This window comes from Dyella sp. OK584 (genome assembly GCF_057787755.1).
Map to the genome: position 1 here is coordinate 649,019 of NZ_CM173542.1, position 24,487 is coordinate 673,505.

Below are 24,487 nucleotides of genomic sequence, written 5' to 3' on the forward strand. Positions count from 1 at the left end.
ACCTCAACGGAATCGCCCCGCCATGTTGGATGCCTTGCAGGCCCTGATCTGCGATATCGAACAGGACGACTCGCTGGAACAGCCCGAAAGGCTGCGCGAGCGCGTCCACGCGATGGATCGACTCGAGGATCTGTTGTTGGAGCTGCCGTGTCCGCCACCAACCGATGAAACCGCTGGCGATGCACTGCTGCGTCAGCGTGCGCACTCACGTCACGCGACGCTCGCCGATATCCAGCGTCAGCTGTGCCAGGCCATCCGCCAGGCGATCATGCAGGGTGCGGGTACACACGCGCTGCGCGGATGGGCGCGTCGAAGCGATCTCGCTCACCCGCACGGTTACGACCATCTCGATGCCCTGGTCGGCGACGTGCTGTCGTTCGAAGAACCCACCACAGCCATCGCCGAACTGGATGCGGAAATGGTGTTCTACCAACCCACGCCGGCACGCCATGTGTTCGACATGATCGAGCGAGCCGCCATCGACAGTACGGACGTACTCGTCGATCTCGGCTCAGGCATGGGCCATGTGCCGCTACTGGTATCAATTCTCAGCGGCGCCCGCTGCATCGGCATCGAGCGCGAGACCGTCTACGCCGAAAGTGCATGCCAATGCGCCCAGGCATTGCGGCTGGACAACGTGGAGTTCATCGCACAGGACGTTCGCGATGCCGATTTCTCCCGCGGCACGCTGTTCTATCTCTATACGCCATTCAGCGGCGGCATCCTGCACACTGTGCTGCAAATGCTGAGACACGAAGCTAACCGGCGACCTATCCGGATCGCCACGCTCGGTCCATGCACGGCTCTCGTTGCCAAGGAGCCTTGGCTGACGCTGATCGGCCCACAAGAGACCGATCGAATTACCTTGTTCCAGTCGATGCCGGCATGAAGGCGAGTGCCTGACGCACTCAGCTGCCGCCGAGCGCGGTGGTGAGTTGTACCGCCGAATTCCCGGTGTGCAGGGCGCCATCAGGCACGGCATCGGGAGCCTCGCTCAGCAGGATCGGGCTCACCCACGGCGCGTTCTGACGCGGGCCGGGTATGTAGCCGTCCCACGCTCCATAGTGGCGGTCCTTGATCGGCTTACCTGCCTCAAGGAGGTTGAAATTCACCGGCACACGAACCACCCAGTACGGGTCATTGATCGCTCGCCCGTGGGTGGGCAAGTTATAGATCCACTGCTTGGCAGCGGCGAGTGAAGCATCAGCCAATACCTTGCGGAACCGGTTCATGTCGGATTTTGTGGCGTACTGCTCCAGGTTGACCTGCTCGGCGATCGCTTCTTGCACCGTGCCGTCACGACCAATCCGCATCAGCAGGTAAACGGTGCCGCTCACGCGAGATTTCACCGCCAGCTCCGGATAGCGCGGCTGCGGTGTACGCGATTTGAAGGTCACGGCTTCACCGGTCTGACTGTCGTCTTCGCCGAAGGATGCACCGGCGACATTGACGCTGTACTTACCATCCCCAGCCGGCTTGGCCAGGATGCGCAGACTCATCTTGCTCTTGACCACGTCATTCGATGGCGACGAGAGCTTGAAGGTCCAGCGCGACATGTTCTTGTTGATCACATCGACTACCGGCGCGGGAAGCTTCTCCGGCTGGTCAAGGCTAAAGCCATGCAGGCTGCCATCGGGGTTTATGTCCACGACACCGGTTACCAGCATGCTGGCCTCGGCAGTCTTTCGTACATCCTCGGCGTTCGCCGATCCGATGGCACCACCCAACAGCACGCAAAGCCAGACTGCGATCCCAAGCTTCATAGTCGCCCCCCGTTGACCTGGGGCAGAGTCTACCGAGACCCGATGTCACGGGTAAGCGGGGACAGCTGCCGGGCCTGCAGCCCGGACAGGCCCGTCAAGCGGCCCAGGGCTTGACGAGGGCGTTACACTGGCGAGTCTGTGCCGTAGTACCCGAAGGAACCCGCATGAGCGAGCGTCACGATCCGACCGAAGTCACCCGCGAACAGGCCGAAGAAGCCGTACGTGTGCTGTTGCGCTGGTCGGGCGAGGATCCGGGCCGCGAAGGCCTGCTGGACACCCCCAAGCGCGTGGTCAAGGCCTACCGTGACTGGTTCTCCGGTTACCAGGTGGACCCGGGCGAGTACCTGCGCCGCACCTTCGAGGAAGTGGCCGGCTACGACGAGATGGTGGTGCTACGCGATATCGAGTTCGAAAGCCATTGCGAACACCACATGGCGCCGATCATCGGCCGCGCCCACGTGGGCTACCTGCCGACCAACCGCGTGGTGGGCATCAGCAAGCTGGCCCGGGTGGTGGACGCCTATGCGCGCCGCTTCCAGGTGCAGGAAAAGCTCACTGCGCAGATCGCCCAGTGCATCCAGGAAAACCTGCAGCCGGCCGGTGTGGCGGTGGTGATCGATGCCAGCCACGAATGCATGACCACGCGCGGCGTACACAAGCGCGGTGTATCGATGATCACCAGCCAGATGCTGGGCGCGTTCCGCGACGACGCACGCACCCGCTCGGAGTTCCTGCAGTTCATCGGCATCCACGGCGCCGGTCGCTGAGCGCACGGGTTTGATGTTGCCGGTCGATAGCGCGGGCGCCGACGAACGTCTGCAAGATGTACTGCGCGAAGGCATCACCGCCGAAGATCTCCCGGCGGTGTTCCCGTTGCTGCGCGGCCGCACTCTGCTGCGCGCGTTCAACGCCCTGTTCCATGGCAGCGAAGCACAGGTGTTGCTGCGCCTGTTGGTGTTGCGCACGCTGGGGGCACGCGCCCACGCACCCGAATGGACGCCCGCCGAGATTCGCGAGCAGCTCGCTTTCGTCGAGCCGGTAAAGCTGGAAACCGTGGTGCAGCGTCTGAAAGAACACGAGCTGCTCACCTGGGACAGCGAAACGCTGCGCTACCGGGTCAGCCCGTTGGGCCGCAAGGCGCTCGCTGCCGTCGCCACGCTGCTGGAATTTGAACGTGACGACGAAGACGGTCTGGGTTACATCACCGCGCAGCTAGCGGCGGGCCAGGCCGTGGGCCGCATCTCCGCCGACGAGCTTGGCCATCTGCTGTCGCGCCTGTCGGAACTGAAGGAAGACTTCGACCGCGCGGTGCTGTCCGGCTCGGAACACCGCATCCGCCGCGCCGCCACCAGACTGGAATCGGTGTGGACGTGGGTGGAGAAAGGCACCGAGGTAGTGCGCACCATCGCCGACAGCGAAGAGCTGGACTCGGCAACGCATCGCCTCGCGCAAGCCGTGGGCCGCGCGCAGAGTGCGCTGCTGCGGCAGGCCGGCGTGTTCCAGCGCGAGCTCAACAAGATCGACCAGCATCGTGTGCATCTGGGACGCACGGGCCTGTCTTCGTCCGACCTCGTCGCGTGGTTGCGCTCGCTGACGCCCGACGCGCTCGCGAAGCACGCCGACGAAGCACACTTGTTGCCGCTGCAGCCGCCCTTCCTGCAGGACCAGATCGCGCTGGACGTGGCCGAATACGAACTGCTCGAACGCGAACGCGCGGCGGCGGAAAGCACTGAGCTGCCGGCGACGGAAAGCACGCCGACCACACACGACCTGCCGATGGACGAAGAAGACCTGTCGCCACTGCTGGACTGGCAAAGCGAGCTGGCATCGCTCAGCGGGCCGCTGGAACTGAGCGATGCGCTGCGCGGCGACGACTACGCGCTGAGCGCCTATCGCCTGTCGCTGCTGGGTCTGCTTGGCGATCCCGAATCCTCCGCACTGCAGGGCCCGACCGCCGACCTGGCGCGACTGCCGCTGAAGCTGGAAATCGAACCGCGCCTGGTCGATCCGGGCCTGGCGGCGATCGCGCTGGTCAGCGTGGGCCGCCTGCATCCCAAGGAAATACCCCATGCATGACGAAACTGCAGCGCTGGTCGCTCGCCTGCTCTCGCAGCGATGGCTGCCGCGCGACGACACACAGGCGCGCAAGGCATTGCTCGACGAAGTCTTTCGCGAGGAACTCGACCGTCGGCTCGCCGCTGTCGGGCTGGAGCTGAGGGAACATCCGTACTCCGCCTATATCGGCGTGGCGGTGGCGCGCAGCAACGAGCGCCACGTGTTCGGCGGCAGCGATAGCTGGATCTCCAACACGCTGCAGCTCGACCGCGATGCGGTCGCCCTGCTGGTGGTGCTGTGGGCGCTGATCGTGCTGCCCAAGCGCCAGCGCCAACTGGACCGTCAGCAGGCCGAGGCGGATGCCTCGCAGAAGCAGATGTTTGCCGAAGCCAAGCCGATCTCGCGCGATCCGGCGATGTCGCCCGTGGTCGCCGAACGTACGCTGCTAGCTGACTTCGGCGACAAGCTGGGCGGCAAGACGCGCGTGAACTTCAACCTCGGTGTGCTCAGCCGCCACGGCTTCATCGCGCGCCGCAAGGGCGAGTTGGCGGAGGGTCCGCTGCTGGACCTGGTGTTCGATTACGAGCGCACGGCGCGGCGCATTCTCGATGGCGCGCTGGGCGACCTGCTCGCCGGCCTCACGCCACGCGACGAAGACAACGAGCGTGACGACGAGCCGCTCTACGACGACACCGACGAACTCGAAGAAAGCGAAGTGACCCACGATGTTTGATTTCCGCAGCCTCGAAGTCATCCATTGGGACTACTGGCAGCGCTTCAGCCTGCCGTTGGATACCAACATCGTCACCGTGGTGGGCCCCAATGGATCGGGCAAGACCACCCTGCTCGATGCGCTGCGCACGTTGCTCACCATCGACTGCGCCGGCAACCGCGACTACAAGAGTTATCTGCGCCACAACGGCAAGCCGTTCGCCTGGCTGCGCGCACGCGTCGGCAATATCCCGGGGCCGCGCGGCGAGCGTCCGTTCTTCCCGATCATGGACAGCGAAGTGACGCTGGCCTTGCGCATCCAGAAGAAGGGCGGCGAATGGCAGCGCCAGTACGCCGTACTTGGCGGCGACGTCAGCGTGGACGAGATCGAGGCGCGCGGCGACTGGCTGGGCCTGCGCGAATACCGTGTTCGCCTTGAAGGCGCAGGCCTGTCCCAGGCAATTCGCCGCGTGCTCACGCTGGAACAGGGTGCCACCGACAAACTGTGCCAGCTGCCGCCCAAGGCACTGTTGGACCTGGTGTTCGACGTGTTCGGCGACAAGACCGTGCTGGAAGACTACCAGCGCGCTCGCAACGAACAGGGCGAGGCCGACCGCGAGCTGCACGGGCTGGAACACCAGCTCTCGCTGATCGGCGTGAGCTTGCAGGAAGCCGAAGGGCGTGTGCGCTCATGGCAGGAGTGGGACGCGCTCAAGCACGAGCACACCGACCTGGTTGCCGAGACGCTGCCACGCACCGAGCTGGCGGAACTGCATGCGGCCATCCGCGGCGCACGCCCGCAGCTGCTGGGGTTGAAGCGCAAGTGTCGTGATCTTTCGCAGCGCGACGTGGAACTGCAGCTTCGCCTGCAATCGCTCGACGTCAACGAAGAGCAGCTGCGTGGCGAACAGCAAGCGGCGGACCAGTCGCGTCAACAAGCCAAACAACAATTGGATGATGCGCGCCGCGCCGAGACCGAGAACGCCACGCTGCTCAAGCAGGAACAACACCTGCGCAAACTGGTAGCCGAGCAGGACGGCGCCGATCACGAGAAGCAAGGCAAGCTGCTTGTCGATGCGCGCAGCCAGCTTGGCCGTTTGCAGAACGAGGAAGCACGCCTGCGTGACCAGTTGACCACGCTTACCGCGCAGCTTGGTGCGTGGCGTCGTGGGCAGCGTTATACGCCTGAGTTCGAGCAGTCATTCCGACGCGCACTGGACGACGCGGGCATCGGTCACAGCATGCTCAGCGAGATCGTGGAGATTGCCGAGCCGCGCTGGCAGGCCGCCGTCGAAGCCGTGCTGGCCGGCTATCGTCACGTGGTGCTGCTCGATCATCCGCGCGACCGCGAAGCCGCATGGCGCCTGGGTGAGCAACATCGTTACAAGCATTTCGTAGTCGCCGAGCGTGCGCCCACCACGTCACCGACGCGGGGTTCGTTGCTGGAAGTGGTGGATTTCACCGCGCCCGCGCCGGAGTGGCTGCTGCGTCAGCTCGACCGTATCCGTCGCGTAGAGGATGTGGCCGACGGTGCCAAGCTTGGCAAGGAGCAGGACTGGATCACGCCGCAGGGTTACTTCCGCGAACGTCGCGGCGGTCGTCACCTGGGCGTGGACGACGTCTATTTCGGCAGCGCCGCCCGCGAGCGCCAGCTGCGCGAGGGCGAGGCGCGGCTGCAGTCGATCGAGCAACAGCTGCGCACGTTCACCGAGCAGCGCAAGCAATGGCAACAGCAGGCCGCCGATGCAGAGAGCCTTTTGCGCGGCGCCAATGCCAGCGGCCAGCTGGCGGACCGTGCCGATGAGTTTGCTGCCGCGCATGAAGCGCAGTCAGCGTTGCAGGACGACGTGCAGCGCTGCGCGGATAGCTACGCCGCCGCCGAGTCGCATTACGAATCCGTGCGCGAAAAACGCCAGCAAAACTCGCGCCTGCGCGACAACGAGGCGCGTGATCACAAGCAGGTGCAGCAGCAGTTGGCCGACAGCGCGCGCCAGTTCAGCCAGTTCCGCAACGAGCAGGTCGATCGTCTCAAGGCATTCCGTCACAAGCGCGGTCATGTGCGTCCCGCGCATCGCAGTCGCCGCGCCATGTCCGAGCTGCGCGAGCGCTACGAATCGCCCGCAGCGGTTCGTCGTGAGATCGATCGCATCGAACGCCGCCTCAACGAAGGCCACTGGGAAACCGACGACGGCTGCCTGCCGCTGCGCGACAAATACGCCAACGACCACGACGGCCTGAGGGGCGACCTGCAGCGTCGCCGCGTGCATCTGGAGCGCGCCGGGCGCATCACCTCCGAGGCGCGTGCGGCCTACCTCAATGTCTTGCGCAACACCGTCAAGCGTTACGCGCGCAACTTGAAGCTCCTGGCCGAGCTGGCCGGCATTGGCGTGGAAGTGGATCTGCCCGAACTGTCGAACGAAGACCTGGCGCTCGCGCAGGCCGGCCTGCAGGTGCGCTTCGAATTCGACAAGAAGGGCTGGATCGGCATGGACGACGGCGAAGCTTCCGGCGGCCAGCAGGTGATGAAGTCGCTGCTGTTGCTGGTGGCGCTGATGCGCGACGAGGATCGCCCCGGCGGCTTCGTATTCATCGACGAGCCGTTCGCGCACCTGGATATCTTCAACATCGACAAGGTCGGCGCCTTCCTCAAGTCGACCCGCGCCCAGTACATTCTTACCACCCCAGCCACGCACAACATCAACGTGTTCCAACCCAGCGACCTCACCCTGGTGACCAGCAAGCGCCGCCCCGGCGCCACTTGGGCGCAGCCGCTCGCAGTGCTTCGCCGGCGTACCGAGGCCGCATGATGGGGCGCCGGCCATCGTCGCGATCCGCGCTGCGCGGGGCGATGCTGGCCAACCTGCTCCTGTGGCCGCTTGCTGTGCACGCGCAGAGCACGCCCGCCGAGTACCTGCGTGAGTTCGACACCGACCACGATGGCCGTGTGAGCGAATCGGAATATGTTGCGCACCTGAGCGCAGGCTTCTACCGCCTGGACCAGAACGGCGACGGCGTGCTGGAAGTGGACGAATTGCCCGGCGGACATGGCAAGCCCATCACGCTCAAGACGTTCCAGGACAACCTGCGACGGCAGTTCAACAAGCTGGACCGCAATCACGATGGTTATCTTGATGCGCGTGAGTTGACGCAACCGCCGCAGGGCTGAATGACTCCCTCTCCCCTGCGGGCGACCCGTAGGTAGTCCCTGTGGGAGAGTGGGTTGGGGTGAGGGTCAATCTAGCCTCATGTGTCGTTGATGCGGCTCTCTTTTGTCACGTTTTCGCAAGCACCCGCCCTTTACCACCTTTAGGTGGCTCACCTCGGTCCTCTCCTCAAAGGGGAGAGGAAGAAGGGCTCGCAGCCCCACGCTCTACTGCACTGCACATACCCGGTCACACACAATCGGCTATCGTGCACGCTTCACCGCCAGCCACGTCCATGGACCAGCCAGCCCCCACCGAGATTCATCCCCGCCGCCGTGCTGCGCTGGCGCTGATCTACATCACCGTCGTGCTGGACATGCTGGCCTTCGGCATCGTCATCCCGGTGTTGCCGCATCTGATCGAACAGCTGGCCGGCGGCGGCATCTCCAACGCTGCGTGGTGGGTAGGCGTGTTCAGCACGGTGTTTGCGGCCGTGCAGTTCGCTTTCTCGCCCGTGCAGGGAGCGCTGTCGGACCGTTTCGGTCGTCGGCCCGTCATCCTGATTTCCAATGCGGGGCTGTCGCTCAATTTCGTGCTGCTGGCACTGGCGCCGACACTGTGGATGCTGTTCGTGGCGCGCGTGCTGTTGGGCATGACGGCGGCCAGTTTCACCACGGCCAATGCCTACATCGCCGACATCACTCCCAAGGAGAAGCGCTCCGCTGCCTACGGCATCCTCGGCAGCGCTTTCGGGCTGGGCTTCATCATCGGCCCTGGCGTCGGCGGCCTCCTGGGCCACTACGACCTGCGTCTGCCGTTCTGGGTAGCAGCGGTGCTGGCCGCCTGCAATTTCCTGTACGGCTTGTTTGTGCTGCCCGAATCGCTGCCGAAGGAGCGCCGCACGCCGCGCTTCGAAATGCACAGTGCGCACCCGCTAGGCTCGCTGAAGCTGCTGCGGCGCTATCCACTGGTGCTTGAGCTGGCGGTGGTGATGTTCCTGGTGTACCTGGCGCACTACGTGCTGCAGACCACCTTCGTGCTGTACGCGGATTACCGCTATGGCTGGGGGCCGCAGGCCGTGGGCTACGTGCTGATGCTGGTGGGTGCGTGCGATGGCTTCGTACAAGCCGTGCTCACTCGCCGACTGGCGCCGAAATTCGGCGAGCGACGACTGATGCTGGGCGGCATGTTGTGCGGCATCGGCGCCTTCCTGGTGATGGGCCTGGCCGGCAGTGGTGCTGCGTTCCTGATGGGCATTCCGCTGATGGCGTTGTGGGGACTCTCGCAGCCGCCGATCCAGTCGCTGATGACGCATCAGGTCGATCCCACCGAGCAGGGCCGCCTGCAAGGCGCCATCAGCAGCCTGGCGAGCTTCGCCGGCATTTTTGGCCCGTTCTTGTTCGCCCAGGTCTTCTCGTTCTCCATTTCGCCGAGCTCGCCGATCCACGTGCCCGGTCTGGCCTTTGTGTTGTCGGCCGTGCTGCTGGCGATCGGCGCGCTGATCGCGCTGCAGGTGACGCGGCACACGCGCGACCTCGCATCGGCTGACCAGCCGGCCGACGCGGCCATGCCCGTCGAGCTTTCATCGGTCGTCACCCTTCCGAACACCGTCACACCCACTGAACCACCGGAGCATTCCCCATGACATTGTCGATGTACCAGGCCTCCGTCCCTGTTTTCCTGCGCGCGCTGCAAAACCTGCAACATGTGCTGCGCAAGGGCGAGGCGCATGCCGAGGCTCGCAAGTACGAACCGTCCCTGCTGCTGCAGGCACGCCTGACCGCTGACATGCTGCCGCTCACGCGCCAGGTGCAGATCGCCACCGACATGGCCAAGAACGGCTGCGCACGCCTGGCCGGCGTGGATCCGCTGAAGTTCGAGGACACCGAGACCACCTTTGCCGAATTGCACGCACGTGTCGAGCGCGCCATTGAGTACATCAAGGGCTTCAAGGTCGACCAGATCGATGGCAGCGAAACGCGCACGGTCACCATCAAGACGCGCACCGGTGAGCAGCAGTTCGAAGGCCCGGGCTACCTGCTGCACTTCGTGATCCCCAACCTGTTCTTCCACTGCACCACTGCCTACGCGATCCTGCGCCAGGCAGGTGCGGAGCTGGGCAAGTCGGATTTCATCGGCAAGCCCTGATGCTTGAAACCCCTCTCCCCTTGGGGAGAGGGTCGGGGTGAGGGGCGGGTGCTCGCCCAAATGTTGATCGAAACCACACTGCCCCCATCTTGGCTGGATCAACGCCTCGCCAAGGATTCCCCATGACTGCTCCCACTCCCCTCAAGATCGACTTCGTCTCCGACGTGGTATGCCCATGGTGCGCGGTCGGCCTGAAATCGCTGGAGAAAGCGCTGGCGAATCTCGGCGACGACGTGGCCGTGCAACTGCATTTCCAGCCGTTCGAGCTAAATCCGCAGATGGCGCCTGAAGGTGAGGACGTGATCGAACACGTGGCTCGCAAATATGGCAGCACGCCCGAGCAGATGGCGCAAAACCGCGAAGCGATCCGCCAGCGCGGTGCCGACCTGGGCTTCACCTTCAACATGGACAAGCGCGACCGCATCGTGAACACTTTCGATGCTCACCGCTTGCTGCATTGGGCCTCGCTGGAAGGTCGTCAGCCCGAATTGAAGCAGGCGCTGCTCGCGGGCTATTTCACCGACGGTCGCGACGTGAGCTCACGTGACGTGCTGGTGGATATCGCAGCCCAGGCCGGGCTGGACCCGACCGAAGCGCGCCGCGTGCTGGACGAAGACCGCTACGCTCAGGATGTGCGGGCGCAGGAGCAGTTCTATCAGTCGCAGGGCATTCGCGCGGTGCCGTCGGTCATCGTCAACGATCGTTATCTGATCCAGGGCGGCCAACCGGTGGAGGTTTTCGAGGACACCCTGCGCCGCATCGCAGCCGAGGGCTGATCCGCGCGCCGGTGCGCGATCGGCCCCTCCCGGGCCCCGAGAACCCGGACGTGCGAAAATACGGGACTCACCGTCCGAAGTCCCGTCCCGCATGCTCCGACTCACCGACATCAAGCTCCCGTTGGACCATCCCGAGAGCGCCATCGAAGCCGCTGCGCGCGCCAAGCTGGGCCTGGGCAAGGACGCGCTGCGAAGCGTCACGGTGTTTCGCCGCGGCTACGACGCGCGCAAGCGTGGTGCCATCCAGCTGATCTACACGCTGGATGTCGATGTGGCTGACGAGGCCGGCGTGCTCAATCGCCATGTCACCGACAAGCACGTGCAGCCCTCGCCCGACACCAGCTACCGCTACGTGGCACAGGCGCCTGCACAGCTCGAGCATCGACCCATCGTCATCGGCACGGGTCCGTGCGGTCTGTTCGCCGGCCTGTTGCTGGCGCAGATGGGTTATCGGCCCATCGTTCTTGACCGCGGCAAGGCCGTGCGCGAGCGCACCGTGGATACCTGGGGCCTGTGGCGCAAGCGCAAGCTCGAACCGGAATCGAACGTGCAGTACGGCGAGGGCGGCGCCGGCACCTTCTCCGACGGCAAGCTGCACAGCCAGATTTCTGACCCGCACCACCACGGTCGCAAGGTACTCACCGAGTTCGTGAAGGCGGGCGCGCCGGAGGAGATCCTCTACGTCAGCAAGCCGCACATCGGCACCTTTCGTCTGGTGACGATGGTGGAGAACATGCGCACGACCATCGAGTCGCTGGGCGGCGAGATCCGCTTCTCGCAGCGCGTGGATGACCTGCTGGTCGAGATCGATGCCGACGGTACGCGCCAGGTGCGGGGCGTGACGTTGGCCAGCGGCGAGCAGATTCGCAGCGACCACGTGGTGCTCGCGGTGGGCCACAGTGCACGCGACACGTTCGCCATGCTGCACGAACGTGGCGTGTATCTCGAAGCCAAGCCGTTCTCCATCGGTTTCCGCGTGGAACACCCGCAGTCGATCATCGACCACGCGCGTTTCGGTCCGCAGGCGGGTCATCCGATCCTTGGCGCGGCCGACTACAAGCTGGTGCACCACTGCAAGAATGGACGCTCGGTCTACAGCTTCTGCATGTGCCCGGGCGGCACCGTGGTAGCCGCGGCGTCCGAGCCGGAACGCGTGGTCACCAATGGCATGAGCCAGTACTCGCGCAACGAGCGCAACGCAAACGCGGCCATCGTGGTCGGCATCGACCCCAAGGACTTTGCCCCGTTCGACGACAGTGGCAGCCCGCTGGCCGGCATCGCGTTGCAGCGCGCACTGGAATCGCGTGCCTATGAACTAGGTGGCCGCGACTACAGCGCACCCGGTCAGCTGGTGGGCGACTTCATCGCCGGCAAGCCGTCGAGCGAATTCGGCAGCGTGCAGCCTTCATACAAACCCGGCGTGCATCTCACCGATCTCGCCTCCGTCTTGCCCGACTACGCGATCGAAGCCATTCGCGAAGCGCTGCCGGCGTTCGATCGCCAGATCAAGGGCTTTGCCATGCATGACGCGGTGCTCACCGGTGTCGAAACGCGTACCTCCTCGCCCGTGCGCATCCGCCGTGGCGATGATTATCAGAGCCTCAACACCCGCGGCCTGTATCCGGCCGGCGAAGGCGCAGGCTACGCAGGCGGCATTCTCTCCGCAGCCGTTGATGGCGTACGCGTCGCGGAAGCGGTGGCGTTATCCATCAGCGCTTCGTGTTAACAATGGCCATCCCCGTCGTCGCAGCCCTGCTCGCTGCTCGGCTGCGGATTTCGGTCATGGCCGGCCACTATTTCGGCTCCTGAACTCGGCACTGCTGTTGCTCACCTGCTGGTACCGGTAACGTCTATTGGATCGAAAACAGCATTTCGATCCAGGCCGCTGCGACTCGATCCTGTTACACCCCCCAAGGTTTTCAGGAGCCTCTCATTCTCCTAATGGATGCGTGAACCAACATGCCAGCACCCTGAGCCTGCGCGGGGGTGACCTGGCCAAGCGCCAGGAGGCCTTCGCCTCCCAGTCATGGGCACCGCTCTGGCGCCTTTTGAGCCAACCCAGCACCCCGCCCAGGGTCCACACCCTTTCCCTTTCAATCGGGAGGATCGCTACTATTAACTCGGGCAGGTCTTTGACTGCTTGACGGATTAGGTGACATGGCTGGAGAACCGCCGTGCACCGACACAATCTATGGAACGACCCAAAATAAGGGGATGGGCGTGGTGCCAAGGAAGTCTCAACCGAAGATTAAGCAGCGAATCATTCTTAAGCAGTTGCGAGTCGGCAAAACGCCTTTCCGCAAACTCAAGCGGCTCACTTTAGACCTTGCCCCGCGAATCACGCTGATCTCCGGACACAACGGCATTGGCAAATCGACCATTCTTGGCCTCATCGCCAACACGTCCGGCCTCACAAAGGCCACGCACCGCTCATATTTTGACCGCACTTTCCAAGCAAATCTTAACGAAATCATCGTTATCGACTACGACAACGAGTTCAAAGAGGCGAAGGAGAGCGGGCGGCTACCGACCCCATATATTGATTATGAAATTAACGGGGTCGAGACGCTCACGAAGCGTTGCGCGCTAGCCGATAGAAGCGATAAGTCAGCAGCACGTATCGTCTCCCGAAATTCATCGCCAAGCACAGCGTTTGAGAGTCTCGACGGCGCCATCCAAGTTGGTGTTGCGATGAAAGTCCCGCTCCCCACCATCTACCTTGGCATGACCCGGGTTCTCCCCTTGGGAGAGGCAGAGGAAGGGACCGTATCGAGCGCAACGCGGACTATGGATGAGGCGGATCGCCAACTAATTGCCGACTTCATGAACGCGGTTATTCTCGGCAATCACAGCGATCCTTCATCAATCACTACAAATCGTGTCAAGGGTACTAGTAAGGCTTCTAGCCATCCGAAATACCAATACGACCCGCGGTGCGTCTCCCTGGGGCAAGACAGCCTTGGCAGCATCGCAATGGCTCTAGCCTCCTTCCAAAACCTGAAGAGGGACTGGCCCGATTACCCTGGAGGGCTTCTCATCATTGATGAGCTGGACTCTGGCTTCCATCCGAATGCGATTCAAAGAATGGTTGCGAAGCTGCAGGAGATTTGCGATCGGCTCGATTTACAAGTCGTCGCCACGACTCACTCCACGAAGCTCATTGAGGCCGTACACCCGCAAGGGAAAAGGAACCCACTCGACGGCGTGATATATCTCACTGATACCCTTCGACCCGCGCTCTTAGGGGATCCAACGCTCGACAACATTTTGGAAGACATGGATCTCAAGCCACAGAGCTCCAGTAAGTCCAAGAAACCCGTTCTAAAAGTCTATCTTGAGGACGAAGAGGCATTGTTTGTGTTTAATGTTGCTGCGCCTGCAGGCCTGAGACGCAAGCTTTCAAATGACTGCGGCGTGTCGATCAAACAGATCGCTCTTGGTGTTGGCTGCGACAGCCTAGCTGGGCTGAGCAAAAGAGACGCCGACTTCAACCACACCGTTATTGTTCTAGATGCAGATGCGTCTGGAAAGCGGAAAAAGCACGAGGAAAACATCGTCTATCTACCGAGCGATGGCAACAAAAATCCCGAGCAAACGCTTTTTGGCTTCCTAGCCGAGGCGATCAACGATCCTGATAAGTTTGACGAGCGCCTGGAAGCGATTCGGTCGAACGGTGCCAACGGCGATCGGCTAAATGCGCAAATGATGAATTGGCAAGGGGACGTATCGGACCGGAATGCGGCCAAAAAATGGTGGACTGAGCGCGAAAAGTACATACGTCAGTGGAAGCTTTTTGAGCTGTGGGCAAAAGAACACCCTGTCGAGGTGGCCAAGTTTCAAGAAGATTTGGGCACCGCGGTTCGCCTTGTTGCAAAGCGGCTCAGGACGCTGGCCAAGCGCCGAGCAGCTGCGTAGACTGACACCATGTATTCAAACAAACTCTATACGCCACTGCGCTACCCGGGCGGCAAGGCTCGGTTCGCTCCGTTCATTGCTAAGCTCATGTGCAGCAACGATCTAAACGGCGGGCACTACTTCGAGCCTTATGCGGGCGGCGCCGGTGTCGCGTTGGAGCTTCTGTTCGATGGCACCGTGAACGAAGTTCACATCAATGATGCGGATCCGGCGGTTTATGACTTTTGGAAGGCAGCAACTCGCCATACTGACGAGATGCTTGACCGCGTGGCCACGGAACCGGTCGACATTGAAGCGTGGCACAAGTGGCGCGCCATTATGAATGGTCAAGTCGCCGCCTCGCTTCCGGAGCGTGGATTCGCGACCCTATTTCTTAATCGCACAAACCGTTCCGGAATCCTGAAAGGTGGAGTGATCGGTGGGAAGAATCAGTCGGGTGACTACAAGCTCGATGCCAGATTTCTGCGCGGCCAGCTAGGTGATCGATTGCGCCGGATCGGACAGTATGCCAATCGGATTCACGTGTACGGAGAAGACGCGTTAACACTTCTGAAGCGCTGCAAGGAGTTTTTGCCGTCTCAATCACTCATTTACTTGGATCCACCGTACTACGTTAAGGGTCAGGGGCTGTATCGCAATTTCTACAACCACGATGACCACATTGCCATCTCTGAGCTCTTAATGAAGCGCTCCTTTCCGCGAAAATGGATGGTGTCTTACGATGACGTTCCTGCCATCCGTTCGATGTATCGAGGCTCGAAAGTTAGGGCCTACGGACTGCATTACACGGCCCAGCAGAGGTACGAAGGCACCGAAGTTATGTTCTTTTCTGAAGAGTTGCGGGTACCAAGATCAATGAAGCAAGCCGCCTAAAAAAGGCCCGCCTCGGCGGGCTTTTTTCTGTAAGCAGAACTTCCCTGAGACAGAACTCGTATCTCTGTTACATGCAGACGATGACCTACGACCTGTAGTAGATGTAATTGGGCGGGCGACCCAGGAACTTGGGGTGAAAGGGCTGGTCTAGCCGGCCCTTTCTTTTTTGCCCAGCTTCGTCCCGCCGGCGGGACGAAGCCGGCCATGCGAGAATGCGGTCTGCCGCGACAACGCTCGCCTGAACCACCCCATGCTCACCGACACCACCAAAGACGCGATTCGCGCCGCGTATACGCGCCTCAAAGACGGCCTGCCCGGCTTTCGAGTCCGTGCGTCGCAAGGAAAGATGATCGCCGAGGTGGCCAAGGCGCTGGCGCAGGAAGGCGGCGCTGCCTTCATTGAGGCTCCCACCGGCACCGGCAAGTCGATGGCATACCTCATCGCGGGTGTCGAAGTGGCGCGCGCACAGAAAAAGAAGCTGCTGATCGCCACCGCCACCGTCGCGTTGCAGGAGCAGCTGGTGCAGCGCGATATCCCGCTGTATCTCAAGCTCACTGGCACCGAGGCCAAGGTTGCATTGGCCAAGGGGCGCGGTCGCTACCTGTGTCCGCGCAATCTCGCCATGGCGAGCAACAGCCTCAACGAGACGGCGCAGATAGGCCTTGGCTTCGACGCCGATCTCGCCCTGTGGACCAAGCCGCCACAAGAACGCGACAAGAAGACGCTGTCGAAGCTCGCGGGCCTGTTCGATCGACGCGAGTGGGATGGCGACATCGACGCCGCGCCCGAACCGATCAGCGACGTGCTGCGCCCGATGATCACCACCAGCGCGGGCGGCTGCACCAGTCGCAAGTGTGCGTTGTTCATGAACTGCCCGTTCTTTGCCGCGCGCCGCGCCGTGGGCGATGCGGACATCATCGTGGCCAACCAGGACCTGGTGCTGGCTGATCTCACCATGCCGCGCGAGGAAGACGGCTTTGGTGGCGTCATCCTGCCCAAGCCTGACGAAACGCTCTACATCTTCGACGAAGGCCACCACGTGCCGGCGAAGGCCATCGACCGCGGCGCCGCCGAGGTCTATATGAACGTGGCCGTGCGACAGCTGAGTCGCCTTGGCCGGCAGATCCACGCTGCGTATTCGCTGACCGACAAGGAAGTGATCGGCAAGCTCGCGCTCGATGCAGGCGATCAGAAGCTGCAGGACCTCAGCGATGCGCTGGAGGAACTGGAGAAGGAGATCCGCCTCGGCTGGCTGCCATCGCCCGACGACGAGGAGCCGATGTACCGCGGCTCGCTCGGTCAGCTGCCCGATGCGTGGGTGGAGCATGCACGCGCGCTGTATGTATTCACTGGCGAGATCGAGCGCTGGGTGGGTGCCGTGCGACGCGTCGTGCTCGAGATGACCGAGAGCGGGCCGACGCATGAAGCACTGTCGCGTGAGCTGGGCATGGCGCTGGAACGCATCGACCGACAGGTGCGCACGTGGCGAGCCTGGTCGGCCACGGATGGTGAAAATACGCCGCCACTGGCGCGCTGGGTGACACTTGGCGTCGATCAGCAGCTCATCTGCCACGCTTCGGCGGTGTCTGCAGGCGGGTTGCTGCGCAGCGTGCTGTGGGGTAATGCGAGCGCCGTGGTAATGACCTCGGCCACGCTGAGCGCGGGCGGCAATTTCCGTGGTTTCGCCGATGCAGTCGGCCTGCCCGATGACTCGGTCACGCTCAGCCTGCCCTCGCCGTTCGATCTCGCCGCGCAGGCACGACTGGAAGTACCCGCCATGCGTGCCCTGCCCGATGCCCGGGAAGAACATGTGCAGGAAATCTGCGACTGGCTGGCTGATCACCTCGACTGGGATGCCGGCAACCTGGTGTTGTTTACGTCGCGCGTCAAGCTCGATCGCGTGTTGCAGAAGCTGCCGATCCAGTATGTGCGCAAGGTGCGAGCACAGGGTTCACTCGGCAAGGCGCAGTTGGTGGCGGAGCATATCGCCGATATCGAGGCCGGCAAGGGCAGCACGTTGTTCGGTCTGGCGTCGTTTGGCGAGGGCCTGGATCTGCCCGGCAAACTCTGCGAGACCGTTGTCATCACGCAGCTGCCATTTGCCGTGCCTACCGACCCCGTGGGCGCCACGTACGCCGAATGGCTTGAGTCGCGCGGCCGCAATCCCTTCATCGAAGTGACCGTGCCTGAAGCGACGCGATTGCTCACGCAGTATTGCGGACGCCTGATCCGCACCGAAACCGACCATGGCCGCATCGTGCTGCTGGATCGCCGCGTGGTGCTCAAGCGCTACGGCGAGCGCATGTTGAAGGCATTGCCTCCGTTCACCCGGGTCATCGAGAAAGTGGCATGAGCTTCCACATCATCCGCGCTGCCGACATACGACCACAGCCGTGGAAGAACGGCATGGGTACGACGCGCGAGATCGCACGCTTCCCCACCGATGCGGGCAATGACGATTTTCTGTGGCGAGTGAGCGTGGCCGAAGTGAACAGCGCTGCGCCGTTTTCCCTGTTTCCGGGCATCGACCGCCAGATCGTGCTGCTTGATGGCGATGGCTTCACCATGACGCTGGACAGTGAACGCGCGCACGCGCTGACCACACCTTTCGAGCCATTCGGGTTTCCTGGCGAAGCGCGTGTCGATGTCGCCATGGCCGGTGGCGCCACCCGGGACTTCAACCTGATGGTGCGGCGTACCTGGGGGCGCGGTGATGTTCGCGCTGTCACGCAGCCGGGCAGCCATGTGCCGGATCCCTCCTGCGTCCTCGTTTATGTAGCGCGCGGCATGGTGACTACATGGGATGGCGAGCTAGAGGCCGGCGATGCCTGGCGGCCGGACCGCAGCCCGTTCGAACTTGGCGAGGGCAGCGTGGTACTGCAGGCAATGGCTCAGCCTCTTTGAAAGCACTGTAACTCCCTGTAGGAGCGCACCCTGTGCGCGACCGCGGAGCTTCGACGTTGTCACTCCGTAGGCTTTTCGCGCACTGGGTGCGCTCCTACGGAGGGGACGCGGCCCTGCACTCCACGCCCGTAGGCACTGTCACGCACCGAGAACCTGTGTCACTTATCACCACTGTGTTCGGCCAACCCCAAGGTGAGTCCATGGCATTGCTGATCCTCGGTCTGGTGATCTTCCTCGGCGTGCACTCCGTGCGCATCTTCGCCAACGACTGGCGTAGCCAACAGCTCGCACGGCTGGGCGAAAAAGGCTGGAAGGGCCTCTACGCGCTGCTTTCCATCGTCGGCTTCGTGCTGGTCGTTTGGGGATTCGGCCTAGCCCGGCAGCAACCGGTACTGCTGTACGTGCCACCGATGTGGCTGCGCCATCTCAACGCCTTGTTCACGCTGCTCGCCTTCATCCTGGTCGCAGCAGCCTACGTGCCGGGCAACCATCTCAAGGCAAAGCTCGGTCATCCCATGCTCGCTGGTGTGAAGGCCTGGGCGTTTGGCCATCTGCTGGCCACCGGCATGTTGCATGACGTACTGCTGTTCGGCGCTTTCCTGCTGTGGGCGGTGATTGATTTCATCAGCGCCCGGCGACGCGACCGCGCGGCGGGCGTCACGTACCCCGCCGGTACGCTGAAGGGCGACATCATCGCGGTCGTGGCCGGCGTCATCGGCTGGGCCGTGTTCGCCTTCTGGCTGCATGGATGGCTGATTGGCGTGAAACCCATGGGGTGAAAGTAGTCATCTACGCGACGGAGCCGCTCTGGGCTAGAGTGGCTTCGTTTTCCGCATGAGGATCGGGCCATGGTTGCCTTCCTGCTTTGGCTGTTGCTGCTGGTGTTTTGCTGGCCGCTCGCGCTGCTGGCTCTCGTGCTCTATCCCATCGTGTGGCTGCTGACCCTGCCGCTGCGGCTGGTGGGTATCACGGTCGGCGCGGTGTTCGCTTTCCTTGGTGCGCTGCTGATGCTGCCGGCGCGGGTGTTGCGCGGACGACCGGCCTGAGTGGAAAAACCCAGCGCACCGTCTTGTGAGCGCAACCGCGACCCGATCCTCGATGTGTTGCGCGTGCAATTCGCTGATCGCCGACAGGTGCTGGAGATAGGCAGCGGCACCGGCCAGCACGCGGTGTATTTCGCAGAGGCGATGCCGCAACTGCGCTGGCAATGCTCCGATCGCGCCGAGAACCTCCCGGGCATCCGTCTGTGGCTGGACGAAGCCGGATTGCCCAACACACCGCCACCGATCGAGCTGGACGTGGGCGGCCTGTGGCACGCCCATCACTATGACGCAGTGTTCAGCGCCAACACGCTGCACATCATGGCGTGGGAAGAGGTGGAACAGTTGTTCGACCATCTCGCCAGCGCGACCACCGACGACGCCAGGCTCGTCATCTACGGCCCCTTCAACTACGGCGGCCGCTACACCAGCGAAAGCAACGCGTCGTTCGACCAGTGGCTGCAGGCTCGCGGCGCGCATATGCGCATCCGCGACGCCGAAGCCGTGGATACGCTCGCGGAACTGGCCGGTTTCGATCTTATTGACGACATCGCCATGCCGGCCAACAACCGCACCCGGGTGTGGCAGCGGAGCCGCTGAACGGTTTCCCATTGGCATTTGGGCACGAAGGCGGCACGATGCACGCCAGGGGCGCCCAACGTTGCGTCCGACCCAGGCCATGCGACCCTACGTGCAAGCCATCGACACGCTTACTCCCTGCCCCTGCGGCAACAACGCGGGTTACGCGCACTGCTGCGGCCTGCTGCACGAGGGCGGCGTGGCCACCACCGCCGAGCAACTGATGCGTTCGCGTTACAGCGCCTACGTGCTCAAGCGCGAGGATTACCTGCTCGCCACCTGGCATGACAGTACGCGCCCGGCCCATCTGAAACTGGGCACGCAGCAACCGGCGCCAACCTGGCTTGGGCTGATCGTCAAACGCCATGAGAGCGAGGGCGACCAGGCCATCGTGGAGTTCGTGGCACGGTTGCGCTACGGCGGCGGCAGGGCCCAGCGCATGCACGAGATCAGCCGCTTCGTGCGCGAAGGCGGCCGCTGGTTCTACGTCGACGGCGAGTTTCCGGCCAAATCCGGCGAGTAACGCATCCCCTGTAGGAGCGCCCCCTGTGCGCGACAAGCCGGCAGGAATACTGGTTTGCGCAGCGCAGGTGCCCGCAGGGCGAGGGCCAAGGATGGCCCGAGTGAACAAACCCATCCCCCAAGGGGACCCAGCGTAGCGGTGCCGACGCGACTCTGCGGTCGCGCACAGGGTGCGCTCCTACAAGGGCGAGACAGCGGCGAACGGCATGGCCGTCTCACCCTCTTCGCGACCGAACGGGCCGAAGCGTCGCTCGACCACCACACCGCGTCCGTCGTGGCCGATGGCCACCACCGTGCTTGCTCGCGTGCCGTAATGCTCGCCACGGATAAACGCCGATGACAGCCAACGCTCGCGCTCGAGGCCAACACCGGTGTCTGGCAGCTCATCGTCCGGATAGCCATGCGGATCGGCCAGCGCGGCGAACAGCGGCGCGAACTCGTCGTCGTTGCCGGCATCCAGCCACGCCTGCAGGCGTTGCATCAATGCACGCGTCTTGGGCCAGGGCGTGTTGAAGTCGGCATTGGACAGGCCATGCACGCCCGGCGTGATGGCCTGCGCACGTGCCTCGGGACGGTTGCCGAGATAGAACGCAGCGTGCGTATCGAAGGTCAGCAGGTTGAACGGTCGGTATTCGGCCGCCGTTGCCAGCAATGCACCGGCGTGCGCGGCAGCGTCGACGCGGCCGCCGAGATAGTCGAGCGCCAGCAGCCCTCGTGACCGTCCCTGTTGCGGATCGCGCGGGTCGCGCACATTGGTGACCACGCTGCAGCGTCCGTCATCGGTGACACCCAGCCAGGTTCCGCCGGCCTCAAGATCCTTGCCCGCGATGATGCGTGGTGACTCCCAGCGCGCCAGCGGTGCACTGGGCCGTGCATGGAACTCGTCGCGATTGCCGGCCAGCAACAGGCGCCAGCGTGGGTGGTGATTCCAGGCGAATGCGATCAGGCACATGGCCGCATTGTGGGCAACTGCGCCCGCTGGCGCCAGCGTGAGATCGGTTGCCTTCATGGCGGCGCGTCGAACGAACGGCGCGCCGCCTCCCATTTCGCGTTACATCGCCATGACCGGAACGATTACATCTTCACCTTCACGCCAATATTGAAGAACCGCCCGACGATGCCGGAATAGCCATAGGTCGGGTTGTAGTTGAGTGCCGCGTAGTTGATGGGATCAAGCGGCGGCTTGCGATCAAACGCATTCAATATCGAGCCGAAGATCGAGATGTGCTCGGTAATGTCGTAGCTTCCGGTCAAGTCGAACGTGGTGATCGACGACATGTGGCAGTTCGCCGGGAAATCCACCCCGGTAATCGTGTTGGTGGAGAAGCAACCGGGCGCGATGTCAGGCACCTCGAACGACATGCCGCTGGTGTAGTACGCCGTGCCGGTTACTGTCAGCGGGCCCCAGATCACCGAATTGGCCCAGGAGGCGCGCGTACGCGGCGTGCCCGCACCCGATGACAACGCATACGGTCCATGCGTGCCCACGAAGCGCTGCTCCGATCCGTCCTGCAGGAACAGGTTCCACTCGAAGATCTGCGTGGCGTTAAGGTCGCTGATCCAGTGCCAGTTGTCGTTGAACTTGAAGTCGGCCCGCAAGTCAGCATCCAAACCGGAAGTTTCGAGGCTGTTCTCGTTGACATAGAACGCCTCAACCACGGCCGGCCTCGGCAATGCGTTGGGGAACTGCGGATCGGGGTTGTCCACGATGATGTTCGTATTCGGCGGCAACGGTTGGCCCGCGAAATACGCGTCCAGCACGGCGCTGGAATCGGCTGCTGCGATCACGCCCCGCTTTTTGATGTCGTAGTAATCCAGCGAAAGGCTGATGGACTGCCACGGTTGCAGCACGATGCCGAAGGTGTAGCTCTCCGATTTTTCCGGCTTGATGTTCGGGTTGGCGGAAGTGAGGAAACCCACCGGGTAGGGCTGAACATAGCCGTTGTTGCCGTGCGCGGCCTGGAAGTCTTCAGGCAACGTCAAAGTGGCAAAGCCCTCGGATGCGCTCGAACCGTTCTCCGCAAAACTCGGCGCGCGGAAACCTTTCGAATACGTGCCGCGAATCGCCAGCATATCGAACGGTTTCCACTTGAAGCCTGCCTTAGGCGAGGTGTTGTTGCCGAAGTCGGAGTAGTGGTCAAAACGCGCTGAGAGGTCCAGCTCCAGCGACTGCAGCAGCGGCATGTCCACTTCCATGTACGCGCCGTAGACGTTGCGCTTGCCGATGGTGTGCGCAATGCCCAGACCCTGCGCGGCCAGATCCGGATTCAGATCGGGATCGTGCTGCTTCTCATGGCGAAAATCCGCACCCACGCCAAGCCCCATCGGACCGCCCGGAAGTTCCCACAGCTCGTGAGACGCACGGAAGTCGATCGAATCCATGTCCGTGGTCGAGGTCTTGCTCAACGGGGGTGCCAGCGCGCTGAGCGTGGCCTTGGAATTCGCCGATGGATTGACGAAGTTGTACGTACCGTTGTTGATGTCGCTGAGCAGCTGGTTGTAGTTGAGGAAGCCGAAGTTGTTGATGTCCAACCATGTGTGGTTGATCACCAGGGCCGAGTCGTAGTCCCAATCCCATGCACGGCCGTGCACGCCCGCGGCAACACGCAAGTTGTGGTTGGTGTTGTCGATCGCGCCAAACTGCAGCCCGGGAAAGGCATAGTTGATCAGCGCGTATTGCCCCTGTGCCGCAAATGGGTTGTTCGGATTGAGCGATCCGTCAGTCAGCGTGGGCGGCAGGGTGATGCTGTTGGTGTTGTTGGGCGTGCTTGTCTGGATCTGCGGCGGAAACGCCGTGGTCTGCACTTCGTTCTGAAAGTAACTCGCAGCCAGATAGGTGGTGACCTCGTCACTCAACTTGATGGTGAAGCGCCCATACAAACCAAGCCGCTCCTGCTCAGGTGCGATCTGGGTGAATTCCCCGGACTGGTTTTGCGCGCAGTAACTCCCCGGGTTGTTGGGGTCGTCCGTCACCAGCGTGGAATCGGAGCCGCATGGACGCAGCGGTTGCGCGACTGCGCCCGGAAGCGGAACACCCGACTTGATATCACCAGGCCGGCTCAGCATCGCAGGCGTCACGGTGCCGTAGGTGGAACCCAGATTAAGGCTGGGCTGACCCTGGATCAGGTTATTGCCGCCGATCGAAGATAGGTCGGGCGTATTGAACGGAAAATCACGATCCTTCGTCTTGATCGGATCGTCCTTCTGATATTCAACGCTGATGTATGCGTTGTGACCGTCCTTCTGCAGATCACCTCCGCCCAGCAGTCCGGTGAAGCGCTTGGTGGTGCCTCCGCCGTGCTGTGAGGTGCCGATTTCGGCGGTGGCCTCGCCACCTTTGTAGCTCGGCTTGAGGATGATGTTCACCACGCCGGCGATCGCATCGGCACCGTAGAGCGACGATGCGCCGTCCTTCAGCACATCGATGCGGTCGATCGCATTGACGGGAATGGTGTTGAGATCAACGAACGTGCGCTGGCCGTCGTCTGCCAGTCCATAGTTCGCGCTACGTCTGCCGTCGATAAGCACCAGCGTGGAGTTGACGGTGAGACCGCGCAACGCCACGCCAGCTGATCCTGCCGCAAAGCCTGCGGTGAATGCCGAGGGAATGGAACCGCTGTTGTCGGCGGAAATGGCGCGGATAACATCGCTGACGGTCTTGAGGCCGCTGCGCTCAATCTGTGCGGCAGTGATCACGGTGACAGGTGACGGCGTCTCCACGTCAATGCGTGGCACTGCCGAACCGGTAACGGTGATGGTTTGCAGTTGCTTGGCCTGTTGCTCCTGGGGGGCCGGTGTATTGTCCTGGGCGAAAGCTATGCTGGACGTCGATGTCAAAAAGAGTCCAGCCAATGACACGGCAAGCGCGTTGCGCTTCATGGCGATCTCCTTCTTTGTGGGGTCTGGGGATTGACCCTTGGACGCCCGTCCCGGCAGTGCATCGGGACAGAAATGACGAGCAGAACCAGCAGTTTGCCGGTGGGGCGCAAGGGAACTATTCCACCAGCGTGATCGCCTCACAAGTACATAACGTAATAGGCACGACACGATAGCTTTAC

At 62.7% G+C, this 24,487-nt stretch carries 21 protein-coding genes; 18 read left to right on the forward strand and 3 right to left on the reverse strand.

Translation table 11 applies throughout. The features are described from left to right. Positions 1-22: 22 nt before the first annotated feature. Positions 23-889, forward strand: coding sequence for a class I SAM-dependent methyltransferase (locus AC3CBN_RS02865; protein ID WP_488635316.1), 867 nt, complete (start codon positions 23-25; stop codon positions 887-889). 19 nt (positions 890-908) lie between these two features. Here the strand turns inward: AC3CBN_RS02865 and AC3CBN_RS02870 are convergent, their stop codons facing one another. After that, positions 909-1,763, reverse strand: a complete 855-nt coding sequence (locus AC3CBN_RS02870; RefSeq protein WP_488635317.1) for an energy transducer TonB — start codon at positions 1,761-1,763, stop codon at positions 909-911. A gap of 164 nt (positions 1,764-1,927) precedes the next feature. Here AC3CBN_RS02870 and folE point away from each other — a divergent pair, with 164 nt between their 5' ends. From folE to AC3CBN_RS02955, 17 genes are all read left to right on the forward strand, one after another. Beyond that, on the forward strand, positions 1,928-2,530 hold the full coding sequence (folE, locus tag AC3CBN_RS02875) for a GTP cyclohydrolase I FolE (protein ID WP_488635318.1): 603 nt from the start codon (positions 1,928-1,930) through the stop codon (positions 2,528-2,530). Positions 2,531-2,543: 13 nt separating this feature from the next. Next, on the forward strand, positions 2,544-3,839 hold the full coding sequence (locus AC3CBN_RS02880) for a hypothetical protein (RefSeq protein WP_488635319.1): 1,296 nt from the start codon (positions 2,544-2,546) through the stop codon (positions 3,837-3,839). Then, complete coding sequence (locus AC3CBN_RS02885) at positions 3,832-4,551, forward strand: hypothetical protein (protein ID WP_488635320.1); 720 nt, start codon at positions 3,832-3,834, stop codon at positions 4,549-4,551. Before AC3CBN_RS02880 ends, AC3CBN_RS02885 begins: the two co-directional genes overlap by 8 nt. Continuing rightward, a complete protein-coding gene (locus AC3CBN_RS02890; protein WP_488635321.1) occupies positions 4,544-7,336 on the forward strand; it encodes an AAA family ATPase in 2,793 nt (930 codons plus the stop codon). The genes AC3CBN_RS02885 and AC3CBN_RS02890 overlap by 8 nt, the downstream gene beginning before the upstream one ends. Continuing rightward, the gene (locus tag AC3CBN_RS02895) at positions 7,333-7,695 is read left to right on the forward strand and encodes an EF-hand domain-containing protein (protein WP_488635322.1); all 363 of its coding nucleotides are present in this window, start codon (positions 7,333-7,335) and stop codon (positions 7,693-7,695) included. Before AC3CBN_RS02890 ends, AC3CBN_RS02895 begins: the two co-directional genes overlap by 4 nt. A gap of 272 nt (positions 7,696-7,967) precedes the next feature. Then, positions 7,968-9,317 carry a TCR/Tet family MFS transporter gene (locus AC3CBN_RS02900; RefSeq protein WP_488635323.1) on the forward strand — a complete coding sequence of 450 codons (1,350 nt, stop codon included), beginning with the start codon at positions 7,968-7,970 and terminating at the stop codon, positions 9,315-9,317. Beyond that, positions 9,314-9,820, forward strand: coding sequence for a DUF1993 domain-containing protein (locus tag AC3CBN_RS02905; protein ID WP_488635324.1), 507 nt, complete (start codon positions 9,314-9,316; stop codon positions 9,818-9,820). The genes AC3CBN_RS02900 and AC3CBN_RS02905 overlap by 4 nt, the downstream gene beginning before the upstream one ends. A 122-nt stretch (positions 9,821-9,942) precedes the next feature. Continuing rightward, positions 9,943-10,596 carry a DsbA family oxidoreductase gene (locus tag AC3CBN_RS02910; protein ID WP_488635325.1) on the forward strand — a complete coding sequence of 218 codons (654 nt, stop codon included), beginning with the start codon at positions 9,943-9,945 and terminating at the stop codon, positions 10,594-10,596. Between the two features lie 91 nt (positions 10,597-10,687). Beyond that, the gene (locus tag AC3CBN_RS02915; RefSeq protein WP_488635326.1) at positions 10,688-12,322 is read left to right on the forward strand and encodes an NAD(P)/FAD-dependent oxidoreductase; all 1,635 of its coding nucleotides are present in this window, start codon (positions 10,688-10,690) and stop codon (positions 12,320-12,322) included. Between the two features lie 431 nt (positions 12,323-12,753). After that, the gene (locus AC3CBN_RS02920) at positions 12,754-14,511 is read left to right on the forward strand and encodes an AAA family ATPase (protein WP_488635327.1); all 1,758 of its coding nucleotides are present in this window, start codon (positions 12,754-12,756) and stop codon (positions 14,509-14,511) included. 9 nt (positions 14,512-14,520) lie between these two features. Beyond that, positions 14,521-15,384, forward strand: a complete 864-nt coding sequence (locus AC3CBN_RS02925; RefSeq protein ID WP_488635328.1) for a DNA adenine methylase — start codon at positions 14,521-14,523, stop codon at positions 15,382-15,384. 250 nt (positions 15,385-15,634) lie between these two features. Beyond that, the gene (dinG, locus tag AC3CBN_RS02930) at positions 15,635-17,737 is read left to right on the forward strand and encodes an ATP-dependent DNA helicase DinG (RefSeq protein WP_488635329.1); all 2,103 of its coding nucleotides are present in this window, start codon (positions 15,635-15,637) and stop codon (positions 17,735-17,737) included. Next, the gene (locus tag AC3CBN_RS02935) at positions 17,734-18,288 is read left to right on the forward strand and encodes a HutD/Ves family protein (protein ID WP_488635330.1); all 555 of its coding nucleotides are present in this window, start codon (positions 17,734-17,736) and stop codon (positions 18,286-18,288) included. Before dinG ends, AC3CBN_RS02935 begins: the two co-directional genes overlap by 4 nt. 200 nt (positions 18,289-18,488) lie before the next feature. Continuing rightward, entirely contained in the window at positions 18,489-19,067 is a 579-nt protein-coding gene (locus AC3CBN_RS02940) for an NnrU family protein (RefSeq protein ID WP_488635331.1), read from the forward strand. Positions 19,068-19,136: 69 nt separating this feature from the next. Further along, entirely contained in the window at positions 19,137-19,334 is a 198-nt protein-coding gene (locus tag AC3CBN_RS02945) for a hypothetical protein (RefSeq protein WP_488635332.1), read from the forward strand. Next, a complete protein-coding gene (locus AC3CBN_RS02950; RefSeq protein WP_488635333.1) occupies positions 19,335-19,928 on the forward strand; it encodes a DUF938 domain-containing protein in 594 nt (197 codons plus the stop codon). 79 nt (positions 19,929-20,007) lie between these two features. Next, the gene (locus AC3CBN_RS02955; RefSeq protein ID WP_488636654.1) at positions 20,008-20,430 is read left to right on the forward strand and encodes a YchJ family protein; all 423 of its coding nucleotides are present in this window, start codon (positions 20,008-20,010) and stop codon (positions 20,428-20,430) included. 177 nt (positions 20,431-20,607) lie between these two features. Here the strand turns inward: AC3CBN_RS02955 and AC3CBN_RS02960 are convergent, their stop codons facing one another. Then, positions 20,608-21,381, reverse strand: coding sequence for an NRDE family protein (locus AC3CBN_RS02960; protein WP_488636655.1), 774 nt, complete (start codon positions 21,379-21,381; stop codon positions 20,608-20,610). 122 nt (positions 21,382-21,503) lie between these two features. Then, the gene (locus AC3CBN_RS02965; RefSeq protein ID WP_488635334.1) at positions 21,504-24,308 is read right to left on the reverse strand and encodes a TonB-dependent receptor plug domain-containing protein; all 2,805 of its coding nucleotides are present in this window, start codon (positions 24,306-24,308) and stop codon (positions 21,504-21,506) included. Between the last annotated feature and the right edge of the window lie 179 nt (positions 24,309-24,487).

Coding starts and splice junctions, on each gene's coding strand:
- AC3CBN_RS02865 (WP_488635316.1), top strand. CDS start 23: ATGTTGGATGCCTTGCAGGCCCTGATCTGCGATATCGAACAGGACGAC.
- AC3CBN_RS02870 (WP_488635317.1), bottom strand. CDS start 1,763: ATGAAGCTTGGGATCGCAGTCTGGCTTTGCGTGCTGTTGGGTGGTGCC.
- folE (WP_488635318.1), top strand. CDS start 1,928: ATGAGCGAGCGTCACGATCCGACCGAAGTCACCCGCGAACAGGCCGAA.
- AC3CBN_RS02880 (WP_488635319.1), top strand. CDS start 2,544: ATGTTGCCGGTCGATAGCGCGGGCGCCGACGAACGTCTGCAAGATGTA.
- AC3CBN_RS02885 (WP_488635320.1), top strand. CDS start 3,832: ATGCATGACGAAACTGCAGCGCTGGTCGCTCGCCTGCTCTCGCAGCGA.
- AC3CBN_RS02890 (WP_488635321.1), top strand. CDS start 4,544: ATGTTTGATTTCCGCAGCCTCGAAGTCATCCATTGGGACTACTGGCAG.
- AC3CBN_RS02895 (WP_488635322.1), top strand. CDS start 7,333: ATGATGGGGCGCCGGCCATCGTCGCGATCCGCGCTGCGCGGGGCGATG.
- AC3CBN_RS02900 (WP_488635323.1), top strand. CDS start 7,968: ATGGACCAGCCAGCCCCCACCGAGATTCATCCCCGCCGCCGTGCTGCG.
- AC3CBN_RS02905 (WP_488635324.1), top strand. CDS start 9,314: ATGACATTGTCGATGTACCAGGCCTCCGTCCCTGTTTTCCTGCGCGCG.
- AC3CBN_RS02910 (WP_488635325.1), top strand. CDS start 9,943: ATGACTGCTCCCACTCCCCTCAAGATCGACTTCGTCTCCGACGTGGTA.
- AC3CBN_RS02915 (WP_488635326.1), top strand. CDS start 10,688: ATGCTCCGACTCACCGACATCAAGCTCCCGTTGGACCATCCCGAGAGC.
- AC3CBN_RS02920 (WP_488635327.1), top strand. CDS start 12,754: ATGGCTGGAGAACCGCCGTGCACCGACACAATCTATGGAACGACCCAA.
- AC3CBN_RS02925 (WP_488635328.1), top strand. CDS start 14,521: ATGTATTCAAACAAACTCTATACGCCACTGCGCTACCCGGGCGGCAAG.
- dinG (WP_488635329.1), top strand. CDS start 15,635: ATGCTCACCGACACCACCAAAGACGCGATTCGCGCCGCGTATACGCGC.
- AC3CBN_RS02935 (WP_488635330.1), top strand. CDS start 17,734: ATGAGCTTCCACATCATCCGCGCTGCCGACATACGACCACAGCCGTGG.
- AC3CBN_RS02940 (WP_488635331.1), top strand. CDS start 18,489: ATGGCATTGCTGATCCTCGGTCTGGTGATCTTCCTCGGCGTGCACTCC.
- AC3CBN_RS02945 (WP_488635332.1), top strand. CDS start 19,137: ATGGTTGCCTTCCTGCTTTGGCTGTTGCTGCTGGTGTTTTGCTGGCCG.
- AC3CBN_RS02955 (WP_488636654.1), top strand. CDS start 20,008: ATGCGACCCTACGTGCAAGCCATCGACACGCTTACTCCCTGCCCCTGC.
- AC3CBN_RS02960 (WP_488636655.1), bottom strand. CDS start 21,381: ATGTGCCTGATCGCATTCGCCTGGAATCACCACCCACGCTGGCGCCTG.
- AC3CBN_RS02965 (WP_488635334.1), bottom strand. CDS start 24,308: ATGAAGCGCAACGCGCTTGCCGTGTCATTGGCTGGACTCTTTTTGACA.